General features: G+C 34.5%; 16 protein-coding genes. 9 read left to right on the top strand and 7 right to left on the bottom strand.

Annotation, left to right across the window (positions count from 1 at the left end; all coding sequences use genetic code 11):
* Positions 1-14: 14 nt before the first annotated feature.
* From A3GM_RS0101230 to A3GM_RS0101240, 3 genes are read right to left on the bottom strand one after another with little or no spacing between them, the layout of a single operon-like run.
* Entirely contained in the window at positions 15-2615 is a 2601-nt protein-coding gene (locus tag A3GM_RS0101230) for a golvesin C-terminal-like domain-containing protein (RefSeq protein WP_018361562.1), read from the bottom strand.
* A gap of 5 nt (positions 2616-2620) precedes the next feature.
* Positions 2621-3172 (bottom strand): 1-acyl-sn-glycerol-3-phosphate acyltransferase, encoded by a 552-nt coding sequence (locus A3GM_RS0101235; RefSeq protein ID WP_018361563.1) that lies wholly within the window; start codon positions 3170-3172, stop codon positions 2621-2623.
* Between the two features lie 15 nt (positions 3173-3187).
* Positions 3188-3460, bottom strand: coding sequence for a hypothetical protein (locus tag A3GM_RS0101240; protein ID WP_018361564.1), 273 nt, complete (start codon positions 3458-3460; stop codon positions 3188-3190).
* Between the two features lie 298 nt (positions 3461-3758).
* Here A3GM_RS0101240 and A3GM_RS0101245 point away from each other — a divergent pair, with 298 nt between their 5' ends.
* The 3 genes from A3GM_RS0101245 (at position 3759) to tamL (ending at position 9107) form a co-directional block, all read left to right on the top strand.
* A complete protein-coding gene (locus A3GM_RS0101245) occupies positions 3759-5402 on the top strand; it encodes a diphosphate--fructose-6-phosphate 1-phosphotransferase (RefSeq protein WP_018361565.1) in 1644 nt (547 codons plus the stop codon).
* Positions 5403-5494: 92 nt separating this feature from the next.
* Positions 5495-6328: a glycoside hydrolase family 25 protein gene (locus A3GM_RS0101250; protein WP_018361566.1), complete on the top strand. Its 834-nt coding sequence runs from the start codon at positions 5495-5497 to the stop codon at positions 6326-6328.
* Between the two features lie 550 nt (positions 6329-6878).
* On the top strand, positions 6879-9107 hold the full coding sequence (gene tamL / locus A3GM_RS0101255) for a translocation and assembly module lipoprotein TamL (protein ID WP_025829730.1): 2229 nt from the start codon (positions 6879-6881) through the stop codon (positions 9105-9107).
* A gap of 48 nt (positions 9108-9155) precedes the next feature.
* On the opposite strand, the gene mscL is transcribed toward tamL, so the two are convergent.
* A complete protein-coding gene (mscL, locus tag A3GM_RS0101260; RefSeq protein ID WP_018361568.1) occupies positions 9156-9539 on the bottom strand; it encodes a large-conductance mechanosensitive channel protein MscL in 384 nt (127 codons plus the stop codon).
* A gap of 181 nt (positions 9540-9720) precedes the next feature.
* Between mscL and gap the strand changes: the two genes are divergently transcribed.
* The 6 genes from gap (at position 9721) to A3GM_RS0101290 (ending at position 15567) form a co-directional block, all read left to right on the top strand.
* Positions 9721-10740 (top strand): type I glyceraldehyde-3-phosphate dehydrogenase, encoded by a 1020-nt coding sequence (gap, locus tag A3GM_RS0101265; RefSeq protein ID WP_009227559.1) that lies wholly within the window; start codon positions 9721-9723, stop codon positions 10738-10740.
* An 89-nt stretch (positions 10741-10829) separates the two neighbouring features.
* The gene (gene miaA, locus A3GM_RS0101270) at positions 10830-11783 is read left to right on the top strand and encodes a tRNA (adenosine(37)-N6)-dimethylallyltransferase MiaA (RefSeq protein ID WP_018361569.1); all 954 of its coding nucleotides are present in this window, start codon (positions 10830-10832) and stop codon (positions 11781-11783) included.
* The gene (locus A3GM_RS0101275) at positions 11767-12717 is read left to right on the top strand and encodes a diacylglycerol/lipid kinase family protein (RefSeq protein WP_018361570.1); all 951 of its coding nucleotides are present in this window, start codon (positions 11767-11769) and stop codon (positions 12715-12717) included. The genes miaA and A3GM_RS0101275 overlap by 17 nt, the downstream gene beginning before the upstream one ends.
* A gap of 146 nt (positions 12718-12863) precedes the next feature.
* Positions 12864-13640, top strand: coding sequence for a dihydroorotate dehydrogenase electron transfer subunit (locus tag A3GM_RS0101280; protein ID WP_018361571.1), 777 nt, complete (start codon positions 12864-12866; stop codon positions 13638-13640).
* A complete protein-coding gene (locus A3GM_RS0101285) occupies positions 13628-14539 on the top strand; it encodes a dihydroorotate dehydrogenase (RefSeq protein ID WP_018361572.1) in 912 nt (303 codons plus the stop codon). Before A3GM_RS0101280 ends, A3GM_RS0101285 begins: the two co-directional genes overlap by 13 nt.
* 104 nt (positions 14540-14643) lie before the next feature.
* Positions 14644-15567, top strand: a complete 924-nt coding sequence (locus A3GM_RS0101290; RefSeq protein WP_018361573.1) for a M48 family metallopeptidase — start codon at positions 14644-14646, stop codon at positions 15565-15567.
* A 380-nt stretch (positions 15568-15947) separates the two neighbouring features.
* On the opposite strand, the gene A3GM_RS0101295 is transcribed toward A3GM_RS0101290, so the two are convergent.
* Genes A3GM_RS0101295 through A3GM_RS0101305 form a run of 3 tightly spaced genes read right to left on the bottom strand, consistent with a single transcriptional unit; the run spans position 15948 to position 18873 of the window.
* Positions 15948-17051 (bottom strand): glycosyltransferase family protein, encoded by a 1104-nt coding sequence (locus A3GM_RS0101295; protein WP_018361574.1) that lies wholly within the window; start codon positions 17049-17051, stop codon positions 15948-15950.
* On the bottom strand, positions 17048-18004 hold the full coding sequence (locus A3GM_RS0101300; RefSeq protein WP_018361575.1) for a glycosyltransferase family 2 protein: 957 nt from the start codon (positions 18002-18004) through the stop codon (positions 17048-17050). Before A3GM_RS0101300 ends, A3GM_RS0101295 begins: the two co-directional genes overlap by 4 nt.
* Positions 17983-18873 (bottom strand): glycosyltransferase family 2 protein, encoded by an 891-nt coding sequence (locus A3GM_RS0101305; RefSeq protein ID WP_025829726.1) that lies wholly within the window; start codon positions 18871-18873, stop codon positions 17983-17985. Before A3GM_RS0101305 ends, A3GM_RS0101300 begins: the two co-directional genes overlap by 22 nt.
* Positions 18874-19599 lie beyond the last annotated feature (726 nt).

Consider the following 19599-nt stretch of genomic DNA (forward strand, 5'->3'; position numbering starts at 1 on the left):
CATAATTATTTTTGTTAGGGCGTTAATAAATAATTAAGAATACCTCTCATAAGTTTATTACGTGCTTCTTTATTAATGATACATTCGAATGGAAACCCCATAGTAAAGCAAGAATAGTCTGAACCCTTATAAGCTACAGCAGAACTTGTTTGATCTGCGTATTGCATTGCGCAGATTGCAGATGATGTAGGGTGAATAATATCAGTCTTAGGAGCAGCGTAATGTGTGTCGTTATAATAACTATATAAATTGAGATTTAATCCTAATCCTGCTATAGATGAGTTGTTTGTGCAACTATCTGTAGGACTATAATTAATCTTTAATACGTTTTCTAAGAATTGTTTGTCGCTAAATGATTTCATATCCGATGCAACATAAGCACCGCTAACAATAAGAGAACCACCTTTTTGAGTGTATTGTTGCAAGAGTCTTTGCATGTCGGGAGTAAACGTTTTATAGTACTTCAAACTATTGGTTGTACTCTTTTCAAGCCCAAGAATCAAGTCAATACATTTATATTTATCGAGATTAAGCTTTCTTGTGAGTGCAGCTTCACTCGAACTGCTTACAATATTATATTTATGTGCAGTGGCAATAGCTTCTGTATGTTCGACAGTATAGTTAAATGTGTTTCCCATTATCACTTTTCCTGCGAGTGATTCATCAGAGAAACCTAAACCATCAGGACCCTCAATACCTGCATTATACTTAGAGAATACCTGCTGATAGCCATTCCAACCTAAGGTTTTGCCATACGAAACACCAATATCTTCTCTTAAATCAAATCCTTGTTCGTCTTCATTATTGATGACTGCAGGACCTGATAAACGATTGAATCCATTTACTATCAATACAGTTTCTGTAGCTTGTGGTTGATAATAAGCTGACAATACCTCTGTTGGGAAACTCTCACCACCACTGTTACAAGCTGTGATATAAAAGTTATATTGCACATCTGGTTCGAGTTCCATAGTGTAATGGTTAGACTTTATATTTGTTCCATTATCAAATCCACTTGTTCCTGTAGCCATATATACATTAAAAGAGGTAGCATTTGAGGTGGATTCGCTATGGTCTGGAGTTGCTTCCCACGATAATTCGACTTTTGATTTGTCTTTAAACTCAATTTTAAAGCACTTTGGTGCCAAAGGAGCAACGACGTAATCTTCTCCATGTTGATTGGCAACGTACTTTAATAATGTCTTATATAAAGAACGAGCAAAGGTGAATTTAAAGTTGGGATCTTGTCCTAATAACATGTCGGGGAAATTCTGATGCGACATGGTTTCAATGATAGCCGATGGCACTTCGGGAATTCTTGTCTCAGAATAGTTGCGGTCCCAAAGGTGACGTTTAGCCCATTTCCCGTATTTTTGTTGAATATCTTTCACCAGATTGTTAAGTACAGAAGAAGCTAAATCTTTAGAAGCGTATCTTGAAATACCTGAATTTAGTCTACCATCATTATAATTTGTTGTGTAAATAGCAAGCGAACCAACAAGCGAATTGAAATCTTTTGCATAGCCAGCATCGCTATGTACGGCCAAAGAAAGCTCTAAAGGAACTTTCAATCCTTTGATAGTTGGTACATAAACAGAGCCTCCCGCTAGCCAGTTTACCATGTGAGAGCGACTATTTATGTCGTCTGCATAATCGTCTTCTCCACCTTTCCCACTATAAACAGAGTAGGGAGCACCCGACCATTGTGCAGTATATCGAGCACCTTCAACACAACGTGGCAATCCGCTTTTAATACCTCCACGATTGATATTGCCCATTCCTCCACCAAAACGAATGGCATCTGAAGTTATAACACCTTTATGATGAGAGCGGTTTGTTACAACAACTCTGTTGAATGGGTTGCATCCTCTGTCAAAAGAAAAGGTGCCAATATACACCCAAGTGCCTCCACCCATCTGTTGGTTTACTGTTATTTTTGTTTCAACACCTTTGTGATAAACGATGTATTCTGCATCATCTACACTTTTCTCTAATGTTGAATAGCTTACATAAACAGCATATTCACCTTCTTGAGGGATATTGGGTTGGTATGAGATACTTGAAAAATGTTTCCCTTTTGTGGTCTTAATCATTCTTGAAGTACCGCCCATAAAAGGATTTACTCCATCATATAAATCTCCTTGAATATTGCTAAAACCATTGATTGGAGATGATTCCCAGGTTTTAGAGTTATTTACTTCTACATAATAGGGGTATTTATATTTGTCATCATTGTCAACGATTACTTCATTACATTGCCAGTCTCTTTCTCTTGGTGTAAAGACATTGGCCCCTGCTTTCTCAAGCATTGGAATAAGATAGGGTACAACTATAGTTTGAGTAAATAAGTCTTCAGTGGTTCCAAACATACTGGGACGTTGCCATCTCCATGCTTGTTTTCTTGCATCATAAAACCTTCCGTGACTTGCCCACACTGCAATATGTCTGTTTTGAAGTCCTTTTGTAATATGATGAGGTTGTGAATTGTTCTTTACCCACGCATTATCTTTATAGTCAATATCCCCCCATGCGTTTTCCATCTCGTTGGAAGTTTGTCCAAAGAGATTAGAGTAGAAGAATAAAAATGAAAATAAACAGATATAAATTTTGTTCATTATGGTTATTCTCCTATAGTGAACTTCTCAGGATATTTAGCTTTGAAGTCTTTAAAATATTGTTTTATTTCATGTATGTCTTTATCAACATCTCCTGTAGGAATAAATGTTTTAGTGCATTGAATCAGTTTCTTTTCATAATCTACACCATATAAAAGTAGGGGGATATTAGCTTTTAAGGCAATGAAATAAGCCCCTTTTTTCCATTCTGGGTTAAGTGAACGGGTTCCTTCTGGAGTGATACAGATAGTAAAGGTCTTTGATAATCGGGCCATTTCAGCAAGATGATCTGTCATAGAAACATGCTTAGAACGCCATACTGGAATTCCTCCTATACTGCGAAAGAACATGCCTAATGGTCCAACAAACCATTCTTTCTTCATCAAGAAATTAATTTTATATCCTTCAGCTCTCATATATAGCTGTCCTAAAATAAAGTCCCAGTTACTTGTATGAGGTGCTAAACATATAATATATTTATTAGGATGCTCTTCTGTAACATCTTTTTTCCATCCTAATACTCGATAAAGTATAAAATGGCATATTGATTTTAACATGAAATAAATTTAAGATTAATGTAAATTGGATATTTGATCTACGATTTCATTCACTCTCTTTTCGAAGTCATTTATCAAGATAGTAAAATACTTTTTAGGAGCAATTCCCGGCTCAGGGTGTGAGATTCTGCACACAAAATCATTGCGCAATGTTATGATGCATGATAATAATGTATTTACACTCTCTTCGTTTTTAACATTATTATATAATGATGCTGCGATACATTCAGCAAATAAATCTCTGCAAACATAGTTTACTGTTTGCTTAATGTCTTTTCTACTACTCATAATTATATAGTATTTGGTTGTTTTTTCTGTTGAGATATGGTCAAAATACCATATTTAAAGTTAGTTATCCCGCTTTAGATTTTAGATAAATCTTATACTTTAGGGAACGCTAAGTAAAGCAACAAAATCGTTATTTACTTTTTACAAAGATAGAAAAAAAATAAAATCAAGTGTTGTTTTCTTGCAAAAAGTTTCTTAAAAAGATGTTTTCTTATTGTTTTATCTATCATTATCCATTAAAAACTTGTATTTTTGCAAAAAGAAAAATATTTATAAACACAATTATAAAATAGTAAAGATGAAAACAAGTGCATTGCAACAAGCAAGAGCAGCTTATCAACCTAAGCTTCCAAAGGCGCTTCAAGGCGCAGTGAAAGTACAAGAAGGTGCTCCCACACAAAGTGTAGATAACCAAGAAGAGATCAAAGCGTTGTTCCCCAACACTTATGGTATGCCTCTTGTTGAGTTTGTTCCTGGCGAAACGGAGAACACTAAAGAAATGAATGTGGGTATCATTTTAAGTGGTGGACAAGCACCTGGTGGACACAATGTTATTAGTGGTTTGTTCGATCAAGTTAAGAAATTAAATCCAAATAACAAACTATATGGTTTCTTAATGGGACCTGGTGGCCTTGTAGATCACGACTATGTTGAAATCACAGAAGAGCTTTTGAAAGATTATCGCAATACTGGTGGTTTCGACTTGATTGGTAGTGGTAGAACAAAACTTGAAAAAGAAGAACAATTCGAAAAAGGACTTGAAATCATTCGTCAATTGAATATCAATGCTATTGTAATCATTGGTGGTGACGATTCTAATACAAATGCTTGTGTTCTTGCTGAATACTATGCTGCAAAGAACTATGGCGTACAAGTTATTGGATGTCCAAAAACAATTGATGGTGACTTGAAGAATAGTCAAATTGAAACTTCTTTCGGTTTCGATACTGCAACAAAGACTTATTCAGAAGTTATCGGTAATATTGAACGTGACTGTAATTCAGCTCGCAAATACTGGCACTTCATTAAGTTAATGGGTAGAAGTGCATCTCATATTGCACTTGAATGTGCTCTACAGACACAACCTAACATTTGCTTAATCTCTGAGGAAATCGAGGCTAAAGACCAAACTCTTAACGATATTATTGAGAACATTGCAGAAGTAGTTGCTTATCGTGCAAGTCAAGGAAACAACTTCGGTGTAGTTCTAATTCCTGAAGGATTGGTAGAATTTATTCCTGCAATCGGTCGCTTAATCCAAGAGTTGAACGACTTGTTAGCTGCTCATGGCGCTGATTATGCAGACCTAGACAAAGATGCTCAACGTGCTTATATCCTTGCACACCTTACAGAAGAGAACAGAGCAACATTCGAGACTCTTCCTGAAGGCGTAGCTCGTCAATTGTCATTAGATAGAGACCCACACGGAAACGTTCAAGTTTCTTTGATCGAAACAGAAAAACTTATTTCTGATATGGTTGGTGCTAAGCTTGCACAATGGAAGAAAGAAGGTAAATACAATGGTAAGTTCTCTGCTCTTCATCACTTCTTTGGTTATGAAGGACGTTGTGCTGCTCCTTCAAACTTTGATGCAGACTATTGCTATGCCCTTGGAACTAGTGCAGCATTGCTTATTGCAAGCAGTAAAACTGGTTACATGGCAATCGTTAAGAATACAACAGCTAGAACAGATGAGTGGAAAGCTGGTGGTGTGCCCATCACAATGATGATGAACATGGAAAGAAGAAATGGCGAAATGAAGCCTGTTATTCGTAAGGCATTAGTTGAGTTAGAAGGTAAGCCTTTCAAAGCATTTGTTGCGCAACGTGACCAATGGGCGAAAGAAACTTGCTATGTTTATCCTGGTCCAATTCAATATTGGGGTCCTGCAGAGGTTTGCGATCAACCTACAAAGACTCTAGAATTAGAACAAGAAAAATAATAATATAGATTTTATTTATTTTAGAGTTAAATGTTGCTCTGATTGCTCTTTTTTGATCAGGGCAACATTTCTCTTTTTATTTTATACACATCATGTCTTCTCGTAGGCATCAATCACGGAGATCAAGAAAAAATAATAAGGTATTCTTTTGGAAGAGATTACCACGCTGGGTACGAATTCTACTACTTTTCTTAGGTGGAATTGTGTACGCATGGGCATTCTATTACTTTTTCGTTAGTCCCACAGGTTTTCGTTGGAGAGCATTGTATGGAGATGCAGAATACCCCGATGGATATGAGATTCATGGTATAGATATATCGCATTATCAAGGCGATATTGATTGGAATAAGCTTAAAACGGCTAAGATAGAAAATAGTCCTGTGAAGTTTATTCTCATTAAATCAACTGAAGGTTCTAATCAACTCGACGAAAATTTCAATGATAACTTTTATCAAGCACGTGAACATGGATTTATAAGAGGGGCTTATCACTTTTGGAGTAATAAGTCAACTCCACGTCAACAGGCCTATTATTTCTTAAAACAAGTGCATTTGGAAGATGGCGATTTGCCTCCCGTTCTTGATGTAGAACACAAACCAAAAGATAAAAGTAATGAAGAGTTTCAACGTGATGTCTTAACTTGGCTACATATTGTAGAAGACAAGTATCATGTAAAGCCCATTCTTTATACCTACTATAAATTTAAAGAAGCTTATTTAAATACACCCGTTTTCGATGATTATCCATATTGGATTGCTCACTATTATGTAGAAAAGGTGGCTTATAAAGGCCCTTGGAAGTTTTGGCAACATACTGATGTGGGTAAACTTCCTGGTATAAAAGGGTATGTAGACTTTAATATTTATAATGGTTCGTATTATGATTTAAGAAAGCTAACCATCGGAAATCAAGATAACGATTGGTGATTTCTGAGTCATTTTGTAATTCCTTTTAAAATAGGTGTGACTTTCTGTTTACCCGTGTGGTGTATAGTATGTACTTCAATAAGTACCAAGTAAATTCTAATTTAGTTTATTTGACCTTATCTTTACAACATTCTTTGTGGTTTGTTGTTCATTAATTGTATTCTTTATCCTTCTTTTTCTTGGGAAGAGATTTGCTTTCGTACTTTAATAAGACCTTTTATTAAAGCTATTTTATATCTAATATATAATGAGTTACTACATGTTTTACGTTTTTTGTTGCTCCTTGATTACTCAAAGTATGATGTTTTCATCTCAAGATATATTGTTCATCATAAATTCATCTGTGAGTTTATATCTCAATTCTATTTTTCTTCCTTCCAATATCATTGCTTTTATGTCTCAAAAGCATTGTTATTACACTGCAATAGTATAGCTTTTGTAATGCAATATCATTAACATTGTGCAATGAGTCTGTGTAATTCACTACTTTTTATATGCTTTTAAAAGAATTTATTATCAGCAATTGGGGTATTATTTGTATTTTTGCGGTATGAATATACAATTTACTTTGAGTAGAAACGTAACAATAAAAGTAGGCTCTTGCTTTGTTTTAGCATTATTATCTGCTTGTTCTGCAGAGAAATTTATCCCCGAAAACAATTATATGTTGACTCGTGTTGAGGTGAAATCTCAGGATAAGAAGCTCAATGTAACATCGCTTGAACCTTATTTAAAGCAAAAAGCCAACTCAAAATGGTTTTCTTTATTCAAAGTTCCCATGGGTACTTATACCATGGCAGGGACAGATTCTACCAAATGGATCAATCGTTTCTTAAAAGGAATAGGAGAGAAACCCATTATTTATGATTCTCTTTTAACAAAAGAAACGAAAGAAAATTTGCGCAAAGCCCTTTGGGATATGGGTTATTTAAATGCGCAAGTTGATACCATCTCTGAGATTAAGAAGAAAAAGATAAAACTAACTTATCTGCTGAAACCTGGAGAGCAATTCAAAATTCGCCATGTCTTTTACGACATAAAAGATGATAGTATTGCTTCTCTTTTGCAGATAGATGACGAGAAAAATAGAGGTCTGCGCACTGGAATGCCTTTTAGTGTAGAGGTGTTGAATAATGAAAGAAAACGAATTACCTCTGTATTGTCGAATTTAGGATACTATAAATTCCATAGAGATTTTATGTTATATCGGGTTGATTCGGTGGCAGGAGAGAAAAAGGTGGATGTAGAGCTTGATTTATTAAAATATAAAGAGAACTCACAATCACCAGATACTCTTCATCCAAGATATCAAATACGAGATGTAATCTATTCGAATATTGGAAGCGATACCTTGCGTCTGTCAAAGAAAACATTAAAGTATAACACTTTGATAGATAAAGGAGATTATTATAGTAGCAGTGATATCCTTAAAACGTATAATAAGTTATCGAAGATACAAATAATAAATTATTCGAACATAAGATTTACAGAGATTCCTGATACCAATCTCCTTGATTGTCATATTCAGTTGAAAGGTAATAAAACTCATCTGTTATCACTTCAACCAGAGGGTACTAATACATCTGGAGACCTAGGTGCTGCACTTACATTTATATATGAAAATAGAAATATTTTTCATGGTGGTGAGGTGTTTAGTGTGAAGCTTCGTGGAGCATATGAAGCAATAACACGACTTGAAGGTTATAAGGATAAGAATTATCAAGAATATAATGTTGAAACAAAACTTGTGTTTCCACGTTTCTTAGCGCCTTTCTTGTCGCATTCATTTAAAAAACATAATAATGCTTTATCGGAGCTTTCTGTTCGATATGATCTTCAAAATCGTCCTGAATTCCATAGACGAGTGTTCTCTACTGCATGGAGATATCGATGGAGTGAGCCCAAACATAATCTAGCATATCGGTTTGATTTACTTGATGTAGACTATGTTTATATGCCTTGGATTTCAGAGACTTTCAAGCGAGATTATCTCGATAATGCTTATAGCAGAAATGCTATTTTGCGCTATAACTATCAAGATCTCTTTATAGTAAAAATGGGATTTGGATTAACTTACAATGATGGAACAAATGCTTTGAGAGTCAACTTTGAATCGTCGGGTAATCTTTTGAATGCTTTTTCACGTGCAAGTAAGGCTACAAAGACAAGTGAAGGCAGGTATACTTTATTTAATATTGCCTATGCACAATATGTAAAAGGAGATATTGATTATTCTAAATTAGTGAAGTTAGACGAACGCAATGCGCTTGCTTTTCATGTTGGTTTAGGTGTAGCTTATCCTTACGGAAATAGTAAAATCTTGCCTTTTGAGAAACGATACTTTTCTGGTGGTGCTAATTCTGTTCGTGGTTGGAATGTAAGATCGTTAGGTCCTGGAACATTTGCAGGTGTAGATCGCAGAATAGACTTTATTAATCAGACGGGTGACTTGCGATTAGATTTGAATGCAGAGTATCGTACTTTCTTATTTTGGAAGCTTAATGGAGCTCTCTTTGTGGATGCAGGAAATATCTGGACGTTGCGTAATTATTCCGATCAACCAGGTGGAATGTTTAAGTTAAACGAATTCTATAAACAGATAGCTGTGGCTTATGGATTAGGATTAAGATTTAATTTCGATTATTTTATCTTACGATTTGATTTGGGAATAAAGGCCGTAAATCCTGTATATACAAATGGTAAAGAACATTATCCTATATGGCATCCAAACTTTAAGCGTGATGCAACGCTACATTTTGCTGTGGGATTACCATTCTAAAAAAATAAAGGGGATTATCAATTAATCCCCTTTATTTGTGTTTTATCATTATTTATTCTTAAGTAAATCTCTGATTTCAGTAAGAAGTTTTTCTTCTGTTGAAGGTTCAGGAGCAGCTGCTGGAGCTTCTTCTTCTTTCTTCTTAAAGCTGTTAATACCTTTAATTAGTAAGAAGATACAGAATGCTACAATGATGAAGTCGATGATATTCTGAATGAATAGACCATAACCAATGTTTGCATCTCCTACAGTTACAGCTAGTTTAGAGAAGTCTATTCCACCTGTAACGGTACCAATAAGAGGCATAAGGATATTATCAACAAGTGAAGAAACAATCTTACCGAATGCTGCGCCGATTATAACACCGACTGCCATATCTAACACATTACCTCGCATTGCGAAGTCTTTGAACTCATTTAAAATTTTACTCATACTTAAGTTTTTGTTTAAATTAATCTTGAAAACTTCTGCAAATATAGAAACTTTTTTGTAACTTTGCTGCGTAAAGAGGGGAGAAAATCTCCAATTACATATGAAAAAGGTCCAAAATGGATTTTTATTGAAATAAAACGACAAAATAAATAAATTTAAACCTTTAAATAAGTAAGTATAAATGATTAAAATTGGTATTAACGGATTTGGTCGTATCGGCCGTTTCGTTTTTCGTGCTTCTCTAGAAGCAGCTAACGCAAAAGATGTAGTAGTTGTAGGTATTAATGACCTTTGCCCAGTAGATTACCTAGCATACATGCTAAAGTATGACACAATGCACGGTCAATTCAACGGTACAATTGATTATGATTTGGAAAAATCACAACTAATTGTAAACGGTAACGTTATCCGTGTAACTGCTGAACGTAACCCTGCAGACTTGAAATGGAATGAAATCGGCGCTGAATACGTTGTTGAATCTACAGGTCTTTTCTTATCAAAAGAAAAATCACAAGGTCACCTTGACGCTGGTGCTAAGTACGTAGTTATGTCTGCACCTTCAAAAGATGATACTCCAATGTTCGTTTGTGGTGTTAATGATGATAAGTATGTAAAGGGTACTCAATTCGTATCTAATGCTTCTTGTACAACAAACTGTCTTGCTCCTATCGCTAAAGTATTGAACGATAAGTGGGGTATCACAGATGGTTTGATGACAACTGTTCACTCAACAACAGCTACACAAAAGACTGTTGACGGTCCTTCTTTGAAAGACTGGCGTGGTGGTCGTGCAGCTTCAGGTAACATTATTCCTTCTTCTACAGGTGCTGCTAAGGCTGTAGGTAAGGTTATTCCTGAATTGAACGGCAAACTAACAGGTATGTCTATGCGTGTTCCTACTCTTGATGTTTCTGTAGTTGACTTAACAGTTAACCTTGCTAAGCCTGCAAAATATGAAGAAATTTGCGCTGCAATGAAAGAAGCTTCTGAAGGTGAATTAAAGGGAATCCTAGGTTATACAGAAGATGCTGTAGTTTCTTCGGACTTCTTAGGTGACGCTCGTACATCAATCTTTGATGCTAAAGCAGGTATCGCTTTAACTGATACATTCGTTAAAGTTGTTTCTTGGTATGACAATGAAATTGGTTACTCACACAAAGTTGTTGAGTTGATCAAGAAAATGGCTCAAGTTAACGGATAATATTAGTAGTTATCTAACATATAAAAGCTATTCAGTATTTGCTGGATAGCTTTTTTTTTATATATTTGCAAGAAGATATCTCGAATGGCATGAAATATAAAATGATAACAATCTTAGGACCAACAGCGAGTGGAAAAACTAGCTTGGCGGCTGCACTTGCTTATCATCTCGATGCTGAAATAATAAGTGCAGACAGCAGACAGGTTTATCAGGGTATGGATATTGGGACAGGAAAGGATCTTGCAGATTATATAGTTGCAGGTAAACACATTCCTTATCATCTAATAGATATATTCAAGGCAGGTTCTAAGTATAATGTTTATCAATATCAACAAGATTTCTTAGAGGTATATAATAAAATAAAAGAAGCGAACAAGCTTCCTATATTATGTGGTGGTTCAGGTCTTTATCTTGAGGCAATCTTAAAGGGATATCATTTATCTACAGTTCCTCCAAACGAAGAATTAAGAAAACAACTTAACGATATGGCGCATGAATCTCTTATTCAAATGCTTGTAGAAATACAAGAGCAGTTGAATACGAAGATGCATAATTCTACAGATTTAGATTCTAAGCAGAGAACAATAAGGGCTATCGAGATTGGTAAGCACATGCTAACAGAGGCTGATCCCAAAACAAACTTCCCTGAAATTCCATCATTAATAATAGGTGTAGATATTGATAGGGAGGAAAGAAGGCGTAAAATCACAACTCGACTTCATCAACGTTTAGAAGAGGGTATGATAGAAGAAGTGAAGCAATTACTCAATCAAGGGATAGCACCTGAAGACCTTATATATTATGGTTTAGAGTATAAATTCGTTACAGAGCATATCATAGGAAAGTTACCCTATGACGAAATGATTCGACAATTGGAAATTGCAATCCACCAATTTGCTAAAAGACAGATGACTTGGTTTCGTGGAATGGAACGAAGAGGAATCAAAATTAACTGGATAAATGCAAGTTTACCGTTGGAAGAAAAGATAGAAATGATACAAACACTTTATAAAGAAGGGAATAAAGATGAGTCTAAATACTGATAATTCTACCAAGTGGGGGGTTCTGTTTTGTCCTTCACAAAACATTTGGAACAGCGATAAAAGATATAAAGAGATTAAGGAGCTTCTTGATTCTAATGATGTTATGTATGATATTTTCACTGCAGAAACATCAGATAGGGTGCAATATGTTTCTAAAATGTGTATCAATAATAATTATAAAACGATTGTTATTGTGGGAGGTGATCATGCCCTTAACGACTTTATAAATGTGTTATTCTCTTATGAAAACGATATTATCAAGACCATTTCTTTCAGTATTATTCCTGATGGAGTAATGAATGACTTTGCCTTTTTCTGGGATGCTAAGGAGAAAGATGAAGATAATATCATTAAGTCTATAAAGAAAAACAGAGTTAGAAAGATTGATGTTGGACTTCTACAATACACCAATGGTAAAGGAGAAGCATGCCGTCGATATTTCTTAAACAGTATAAATATAGGCTCAATAGCTTATGTAATGGGAATAAAGAGTAAGATGAATAATATCTTTTCTTCTCGTTTCTTCTCATTTTTATTATCTTTCTTTTTTCTTCTTTTTAAGAGTTTCGAGTATAAAATGTCGCTTAAAACCGATCAAGAAGATATGCCAAACAAGTTTATGGCATTGTGCATAGGCAACTGTCGTGGCTATGGACAAACCCCAAATGCAGTTCCTTATAATGGAACTCTAGATGTATCACTCGTTACAAAAGAAAAGGTTAGTCAGCTATTTAAAGGAATTTATCTGTTTATTAGAGGTAAGTTCTTGAATTATAAACATATATCAGTATATCGAACAACTAAAGTAGAGATAGAAGAAATTGCCAAAGCACCTATCACAATTGATGGCCGTTCAATGAAATTACCTATGAGCAAAGTAATGATAACTATAAAGAAAGAAATAGTAAATTTCATTATTCCAAAGATTTTGTAATGTCGTTTATTCCTTCTTTTCATTAAGATAGAGTGGGTTGTGAAGAAAATAAGATACTTTTTGTGATATAATATTAAAGAAAAACTATCTTTTCATCAACTCACATATTTTCTTTATCTTTGCACATTAATTATTATACAAACAAAATGAAAAAGTTTTGCCTAGATTTAACCGTTGTTTCCGTGTCGAAAATAAACGACCGTTATGTGCTAATTAAGCTTACACATAATGAAGAACTACCACAAATGGAACCAGGACAGTTTGTTGAAGTGCGTGTAGATGGTTCTCCTACAACCTTTTTGCGCCGCCCAATTTCAATCAATTTTATAGATAGAAAGAATAATCAGCTTTGGTTATTGGTGGCAACGGTAGGAGATGGAACACATAAAATGGCACAACTAAAAGAAGGAGAGATACTTAATTGTGTACTACCATTAGGTAAATCATTCACAATGCCGCAACAACCACAAGAAAAGTATTTATTAGTTGGAGGTGGAGTAGGTACAGCTCCAATGCTTTATCTAGGTGAACAATTAAAGAAAATGGGATGTACTCCCACATTTTTGTTAGGTGCTCGCTCTCAAAAAGATCTTCTTGAACTTGAATACTTTGAGCCATTAGGCAGACTCTTTGTTACTACTGAAGATGGAACTGCAGGCGAAAAAGGATTTGTAACCAATCATTCCATATTGCAAAACGAAACTTTCGATAGAATATGCGTGTGCGGTCCAACTCCAATGATGAAGGCAGTGGCTCAATATGCACGTCAAAATAATATCGAATGTGAAGTTTCTTTAGAGAATATGATGGCTTGTGGTGTTGGAGCATGCTTGTGTTGTGTAGAAAAAACCACAGAAGGTAATTTATGTGTGTGCACTGATGGACCTGTATTTAATATCAAACAACTGTTATGGCAAAGCTAAATGTAAACATCAATAAGCTGGAATTAAAGAATCCAGTGATGACTGCTTCTGGAACATTTGGTTACGGATTAGAATTTAACGACTTCATTTCAATAGATGAAATAGGTGGTATCATTGTTAAAGGAACAACTTTAGAGCCTCGCCAAGGTAATGACTATCCTCGTATGGCTGAAGTTCCTTCGGGTATGTTGAATTGCGTTGGACTTCAAAATAAGGGTGTAGAATATTTCTGTTCCAACATATATCCACAGATAAAGGATATCAACACCAACATGATTGTGAATGTGAGTGGTTCTACTTTAGAAGATTATGCATCATGTGCAGCACGTATCAACGAACTAGATAACATACCAGCAATAGAATTAAACATCTCTTGTCCTAATGTAAAGGCGGGTGGAATGGCTTTTGGTGTAACCGCATCGGGAGCTGCAAGTGTAGTTAAAGCAGTAAGAGAGGTGTATGATAAGACGCTTATTGTGAAACTATCACCCAATGTAACAAGTGTTGTTGATATTGCAAAGGCTTGTGAAGATGAAGGAGCTGATAGTGTTTCATTAATCAATACTTTAATGGGAATGGCAATAGATATCGAAAAGAGAAAGCCAATATTAAGTATTGCTACTGGCGGATTGAGTGGACCTGCAGTAAAACCTGTTGCTTTACGCATGGTTTGGCAAGTTGCTAAAGCCGTGAACATTCCTGTTATTGGTTTAGGAGGAATAAGCTCGGCAACCGATGCTATTGAGTTTTTGATGGCAGGAGCAACTGCAATTCAAATAGGAACAGCTAATTTTTTAGACCCAACAATAACTATAAAGGTTCGTGATGGAATCAATCAATGGTTAGATGAACATAATATATCTGATGTAAATGATATTATCGGGAGTCTTAATGCATAAATCTTAATGAGATAAGACAAAAGCATCAAGAGTATAAATACTTGATGTATTCAGGATAAAAGAATTGAAAAACAAATAGATTTACGAAACTAAAAAAGAAGAATATGAATAAAATGAAATGGTTATTTGTTTCGTTACTAGCATCAGTTATGCTGGCTTGCGGAACAACAAGTACTGTGCCCATAACAGGACGCAAGCAACGTTTATTGGTTTCTGATGAACAAATTCTATCGTTAAGTAATCAACAATACCGCCAATATATGGCAAAAGCTAAGGTTTCAACCAATCCAACCAACACTGCAATGGTGAAAAGAGTAGGTCAAAGACTAGCAAATGCGGTTACAACCTATCTTTCTGCTAATGGACTTGGGGCGGAAGTGAAGAACTATCAATGGGAGTTTAACCTTGTACAAGATAATGCAGCCAATGCATTTTGTATGCCTGGAGGAAAGATTGTAGTGTATGAAGGCTTGTTACCATATACAAAAGATGAAGCTTCTTTAGCTATTGTGCTTGGTCATGAAATTGCTCATGCTGTAGCAAAACACTCTGCAGAACGACTAAGTAAGCAACTACAACAACAATATGGAGCAAATATCTTAGGAACAGTTTTAGGTGCAAGCGGTGCAAGTTCAGGTATTTCTCAAGTTGCTCAAATGGGTTTTGGCTTGGGTAGTCAACTTAATACTCTTAGATATTCAAGAAAGAACGAGAGTGAAGCAGATTATATGGGACTTGTTTTTGCTGCAATGGCAGGATATGACCCACGAGTTGCTGTTAGTTTTTGGCAAAGAATGGCTGCTGGAAAACAAAGTTCTCAACCTGAATTCTTAAGTAGTCACCCTTCTGACTCTAAGCGTATTGCTGATATTCAACGTGAATTGCCAGAGGCTTTGAAATACTATAAAGGTGGAAGTGCAACCACCACCACTTCAACAACGACTACAAAATCAAATTATAAGTCAAACAACACTGGTTCAATCTCTGTTAATGACTTATATAAGTCGACAAAGAAAAACAAACGATAAGTAAACTTTTAAGTAGCTTTTAAAGCTCAATTGAAATAAAAAGAGGTTCATCAATGATTGTGTTGATGAACCTCTTTTGTTTTGTCTAAATTAAATGTCCTTATAATAGCAATGAGTTTACCATATAAAAGCAATGAGTTTACCATATAAAAGCAATGCTATTACTATGTAAAAGCATAATAATTGGATCTTAAAAGCACTTCTATTATTTAGTAAGAGGAATATAAGGTGGTTAAGGAGCGGATAACTCTTAGGTGTCTAAGAGAGTGTGTTATAGTTCTCTTGTAATAGATCTTAGAGATGAAAGATATAAATTCGGTAGAAGCTTCTTGTTTTTTATTAATAAGGGAGGAGTAATAAACCTTATGGACTCTTATCTTTTACGATTTTAGTAGTTGTAAATAAAGGTCTTCATATTGTTTTGCCACTTTGTTTGCATCGTGATGTTTCTCAATATAACGAATACTATCTTCTTTTAATTGCTGAATTTTATTGGGTGATAGAACCAGCTCTTCGAGTGCTTTTTCAATACTTTTATAGTTAGGCTCAACATTAATAATCGGCTTTAAGGAACTCTCATTCAACATGTTATAGTTCTCAGGTTCACCGCCACCCACACATATTATACCCTTACTCATTGCTAAGAGTCCATTCATTGCGGGAGTATAGCTATATAACTGGTCGAGAAGAACATCACTTCCATTCATAATTTGCTGATATTCATTAAATGGAACACCATTCACTTCGTGCAAAATAACCTTTGAAGGGTATTTCGTTGCTATTGCCTTTGCTGCTTGTAGCATGATGTCGGTACCCTTATATTCGTGTCTATGTTTACTTATTCCAATGAATATTTTCAACGGATAATGAAAAGATCCTATCTCTTTGGGTTGTGATTCAGTAGAAATAGGGAAGGGAATAAATGTATTTTTCTGAGGAAAATAGAGTTGATAGGTTGCCCAATACTCGTATAATCCACTAACAATAGCATCGCATGTATTAGCAATATGTTTGTTTAATGTTTCTTTAGAGGTGCTTAGCCAATCCTTTTGTTCTGCTATAGCGTCCTTGTTAGTGCGCAGTTGGTCGTGAATATTAAAGTCGCTATATCTTAAATGCTTATGAATTGTGCAGGCATCAACCCAATAATGGTCCATTCCCATAGCGCAAAGAACAATGCGTTTATTGTGTTTTTTTAGGTAGTTATAAATAGGAAAAATGCGTTGAGCCTTTAGTTCTAAGAACATTGGGTTGATAATTTGAACAATATCAAAGTTGCGTAAACGAGGTAAAAGCATCATTACCTTTAGCCAATAAAGCAGTCCTCCTAATTTAGTATATCGTCTACTAAGGTCTATGTCACGTGGATAGTTCTTCCAAAAATCTCCATTTGAGATTGAAAGAACTTCATGTCCACGTTTCTTTAATGCCTTAGAAAGAGTTGCATGAACATTGCTATATTCGCCCAATAATAATATTTTCATTTCGTTTTTGCAATTAATTTGAATAATATTTTTTGCCCAAGAGTAGATAAAGTAAGTGCTCTAAATAGATAATATTTTGTAGTGTAATATCTATTTTTTAGAGGAAATAAATGATATCTTCTTAGTTCTTGTAATGTATTTATAAATACCTTGTAATCATTTAGATATATAATTGTGTTATAGATATAGTCCATTGTTAGTTGAGCCGTTCTTCTTTCGAGTGCTAATTGTTCTGTATTTGAAAGACTTGGTAGCAAATTATTGAATTGTAGAAGGATATTTTTTGTATCTTCTAATCGCTTTTTAAGAATGGTAATATCTATATTATTAGAGCATGATTCTTGTCGAGTATCATAGAAATAAGCATTTGCATCAATGGAAATGAAATATTTTGCTCGTAGTAACAATAAAGGCATAAACTCCTCATCTTCATTCAATCTACCACAAGAGAATCGTAAATCTCCTAAAATACTACGCTTAAAGATAGATGTGTCGACAGATAGTTGAAGATTATTATGCAGCATATAATCGGCTCCTGTTATGCTCTTACTTCTTTGGTAGCTTCCTTCGTAATCCTTAGTCTTCGTATATTTAAATAATAATAGTTGTGGTTTTTCTTGTTTAAGTATGTCAATACAGTGGTTATAAGGCTTAGTTAGAAGATAATCATCACCATCGATAAACTGAAGATATTCTCCTTTTGCATGCTCTACGCCCGTATTTCGGGCACCAGCAGCTCCTTTATTGTCTTGATATATATAACGAATGGTGTTTCGATATTGTTTTAATTCAGGTAGAACTTTTGATTTACTACCATCATCAACCAACACTATCTCAAACTCATCTTTATTTAATGAACTTGAGAATACACTGTCAATGCACCTTAATAAATAGTGGGCAGGTAAGTTGTAAGTCGTTATTATAAAGCTAATTAGCGGTTTCGTTGCCTCCATTTATATAAAAGGTTCATTATTTTACATGTGGTTTTAACACCTAAGCAGCTAACTAAAACGAGCTTAAAGCTTGTCCAATATTGTTTATAAGGGAGTAGGATAGGGGCTTTAAGTCGATTATATACATCGATCTGAACATTTAAAATACTTAGATAATAATCTGCATTTTGATATTGTTCGAACGCTTTTAAATGAGCATTTAGCAGGTCTTGTAAAGCCTTTCCATCGGCAGTAGCAGTTATTCCGTGTGGATTATAATAATAATGGTAATATCCGCAAGGTGTTGTTGCAATGGTTTGGCATTGTTGAATGATGTTAGGTAGAAGCCAAACATCTTCGAATTTCTTTCCTTTTGGATAGCGTAAATCCTTAAAGATCTCTCTCTTATAAATTTTATTACATGCAAAAGCGTGAGTATAAGCACGAGTTTTAAACCAATAATCTCTGTGATTATGATAAATAGAATCACGGAATTTGAAAAGTATTTCAGTTTTATTTTGTGCTTCTTTTATAAGAGAATATTCTAAGAGATCTATGTTTTTATGAGTATTAAGTTGCTCTAATAGGTGACAATAGAGGTCTTTTGATATATAATCATCAGAGTCTACAAAAGTGATGTATTGTCCTTTTGCTATGCCTAATCCTGCATTTCTCGCTGCTGAAAGTCCTTGATTTTTTTGATGAATAACCTGAACTTGTTCTGGATAACTATTCTTATATGACTCACAAATATTAGCAGAATTATCTGTAGAGCCATCGTTTACTAAAATAATTTCAAAATTATTCAACGATGACTGTAATACACTGTCTACACATTTTTCTAATGTTTGTTCAGTATTATATACAGGAATAATGATGCTAAGTTTCATTATTGCAAAAATAAAGATTTTTTTCTCTATAGCGAAATGCATTCAATGAAAACATGATTAATATATAAAATAAACCTATTTATATACTGATTGCAGTAGATTATTAATGGATATCAGCCTAAATAAAACAACTATTGATATTTAAAAGTAATAAGAAATATAATTAATAGTATGATTAATGTTTTTTAAGATTTATATATTTTTAGTAGTGTTTAGTATAGGTTTTTTGAAAACTGACGAGGTGTCAGTTTTTCCTGTAAGAAACAAGTTTTTTGACAAACGTCGGAGGCGTTTGCGTTTTATATTTGTGTTTGTAGAAAGATTTTTTTTTGACTTTTAAGGGGCGCATTAGTTCCTACATTTCGCATACGCTTATTCCGTCACACGACCGCAAGCGGTTGCGCCTTAACCGCTTTTCGCTTTTCGGGGCTAAACGCTATGGGAGGCATTAAAAATGCCCCCTATACCCCCAAATAAATAACTCCACGTTTCACAACGTAGAGTTAAGAAAGTATAAGATTTACATTAAATCTATAAGCAAAGACAAATTAATAACTATATTTGTACATCAATAACTAAAATATTAATCATATGAATGAAGATGTAAAGCAAAAACTAACTGCATATTTAGAGAATGAGAAAGCCAAACAACAGAAAGTTATTAAATATGTTATAATAGTTTCTATAACTATAGGCTTAATAATTCCTTTATTATATATATTATTT

The organism is Hoylesella nanceiensis DSM 19126 = JCM 15639 (genome assembly GCF_000379965.1).
Lineage (GTDB): Bacteria > Bacteroidota > Bacteroidia > Bacteroidales > Bacteroidaceae > Prevotella > Prevotella nanceiensis.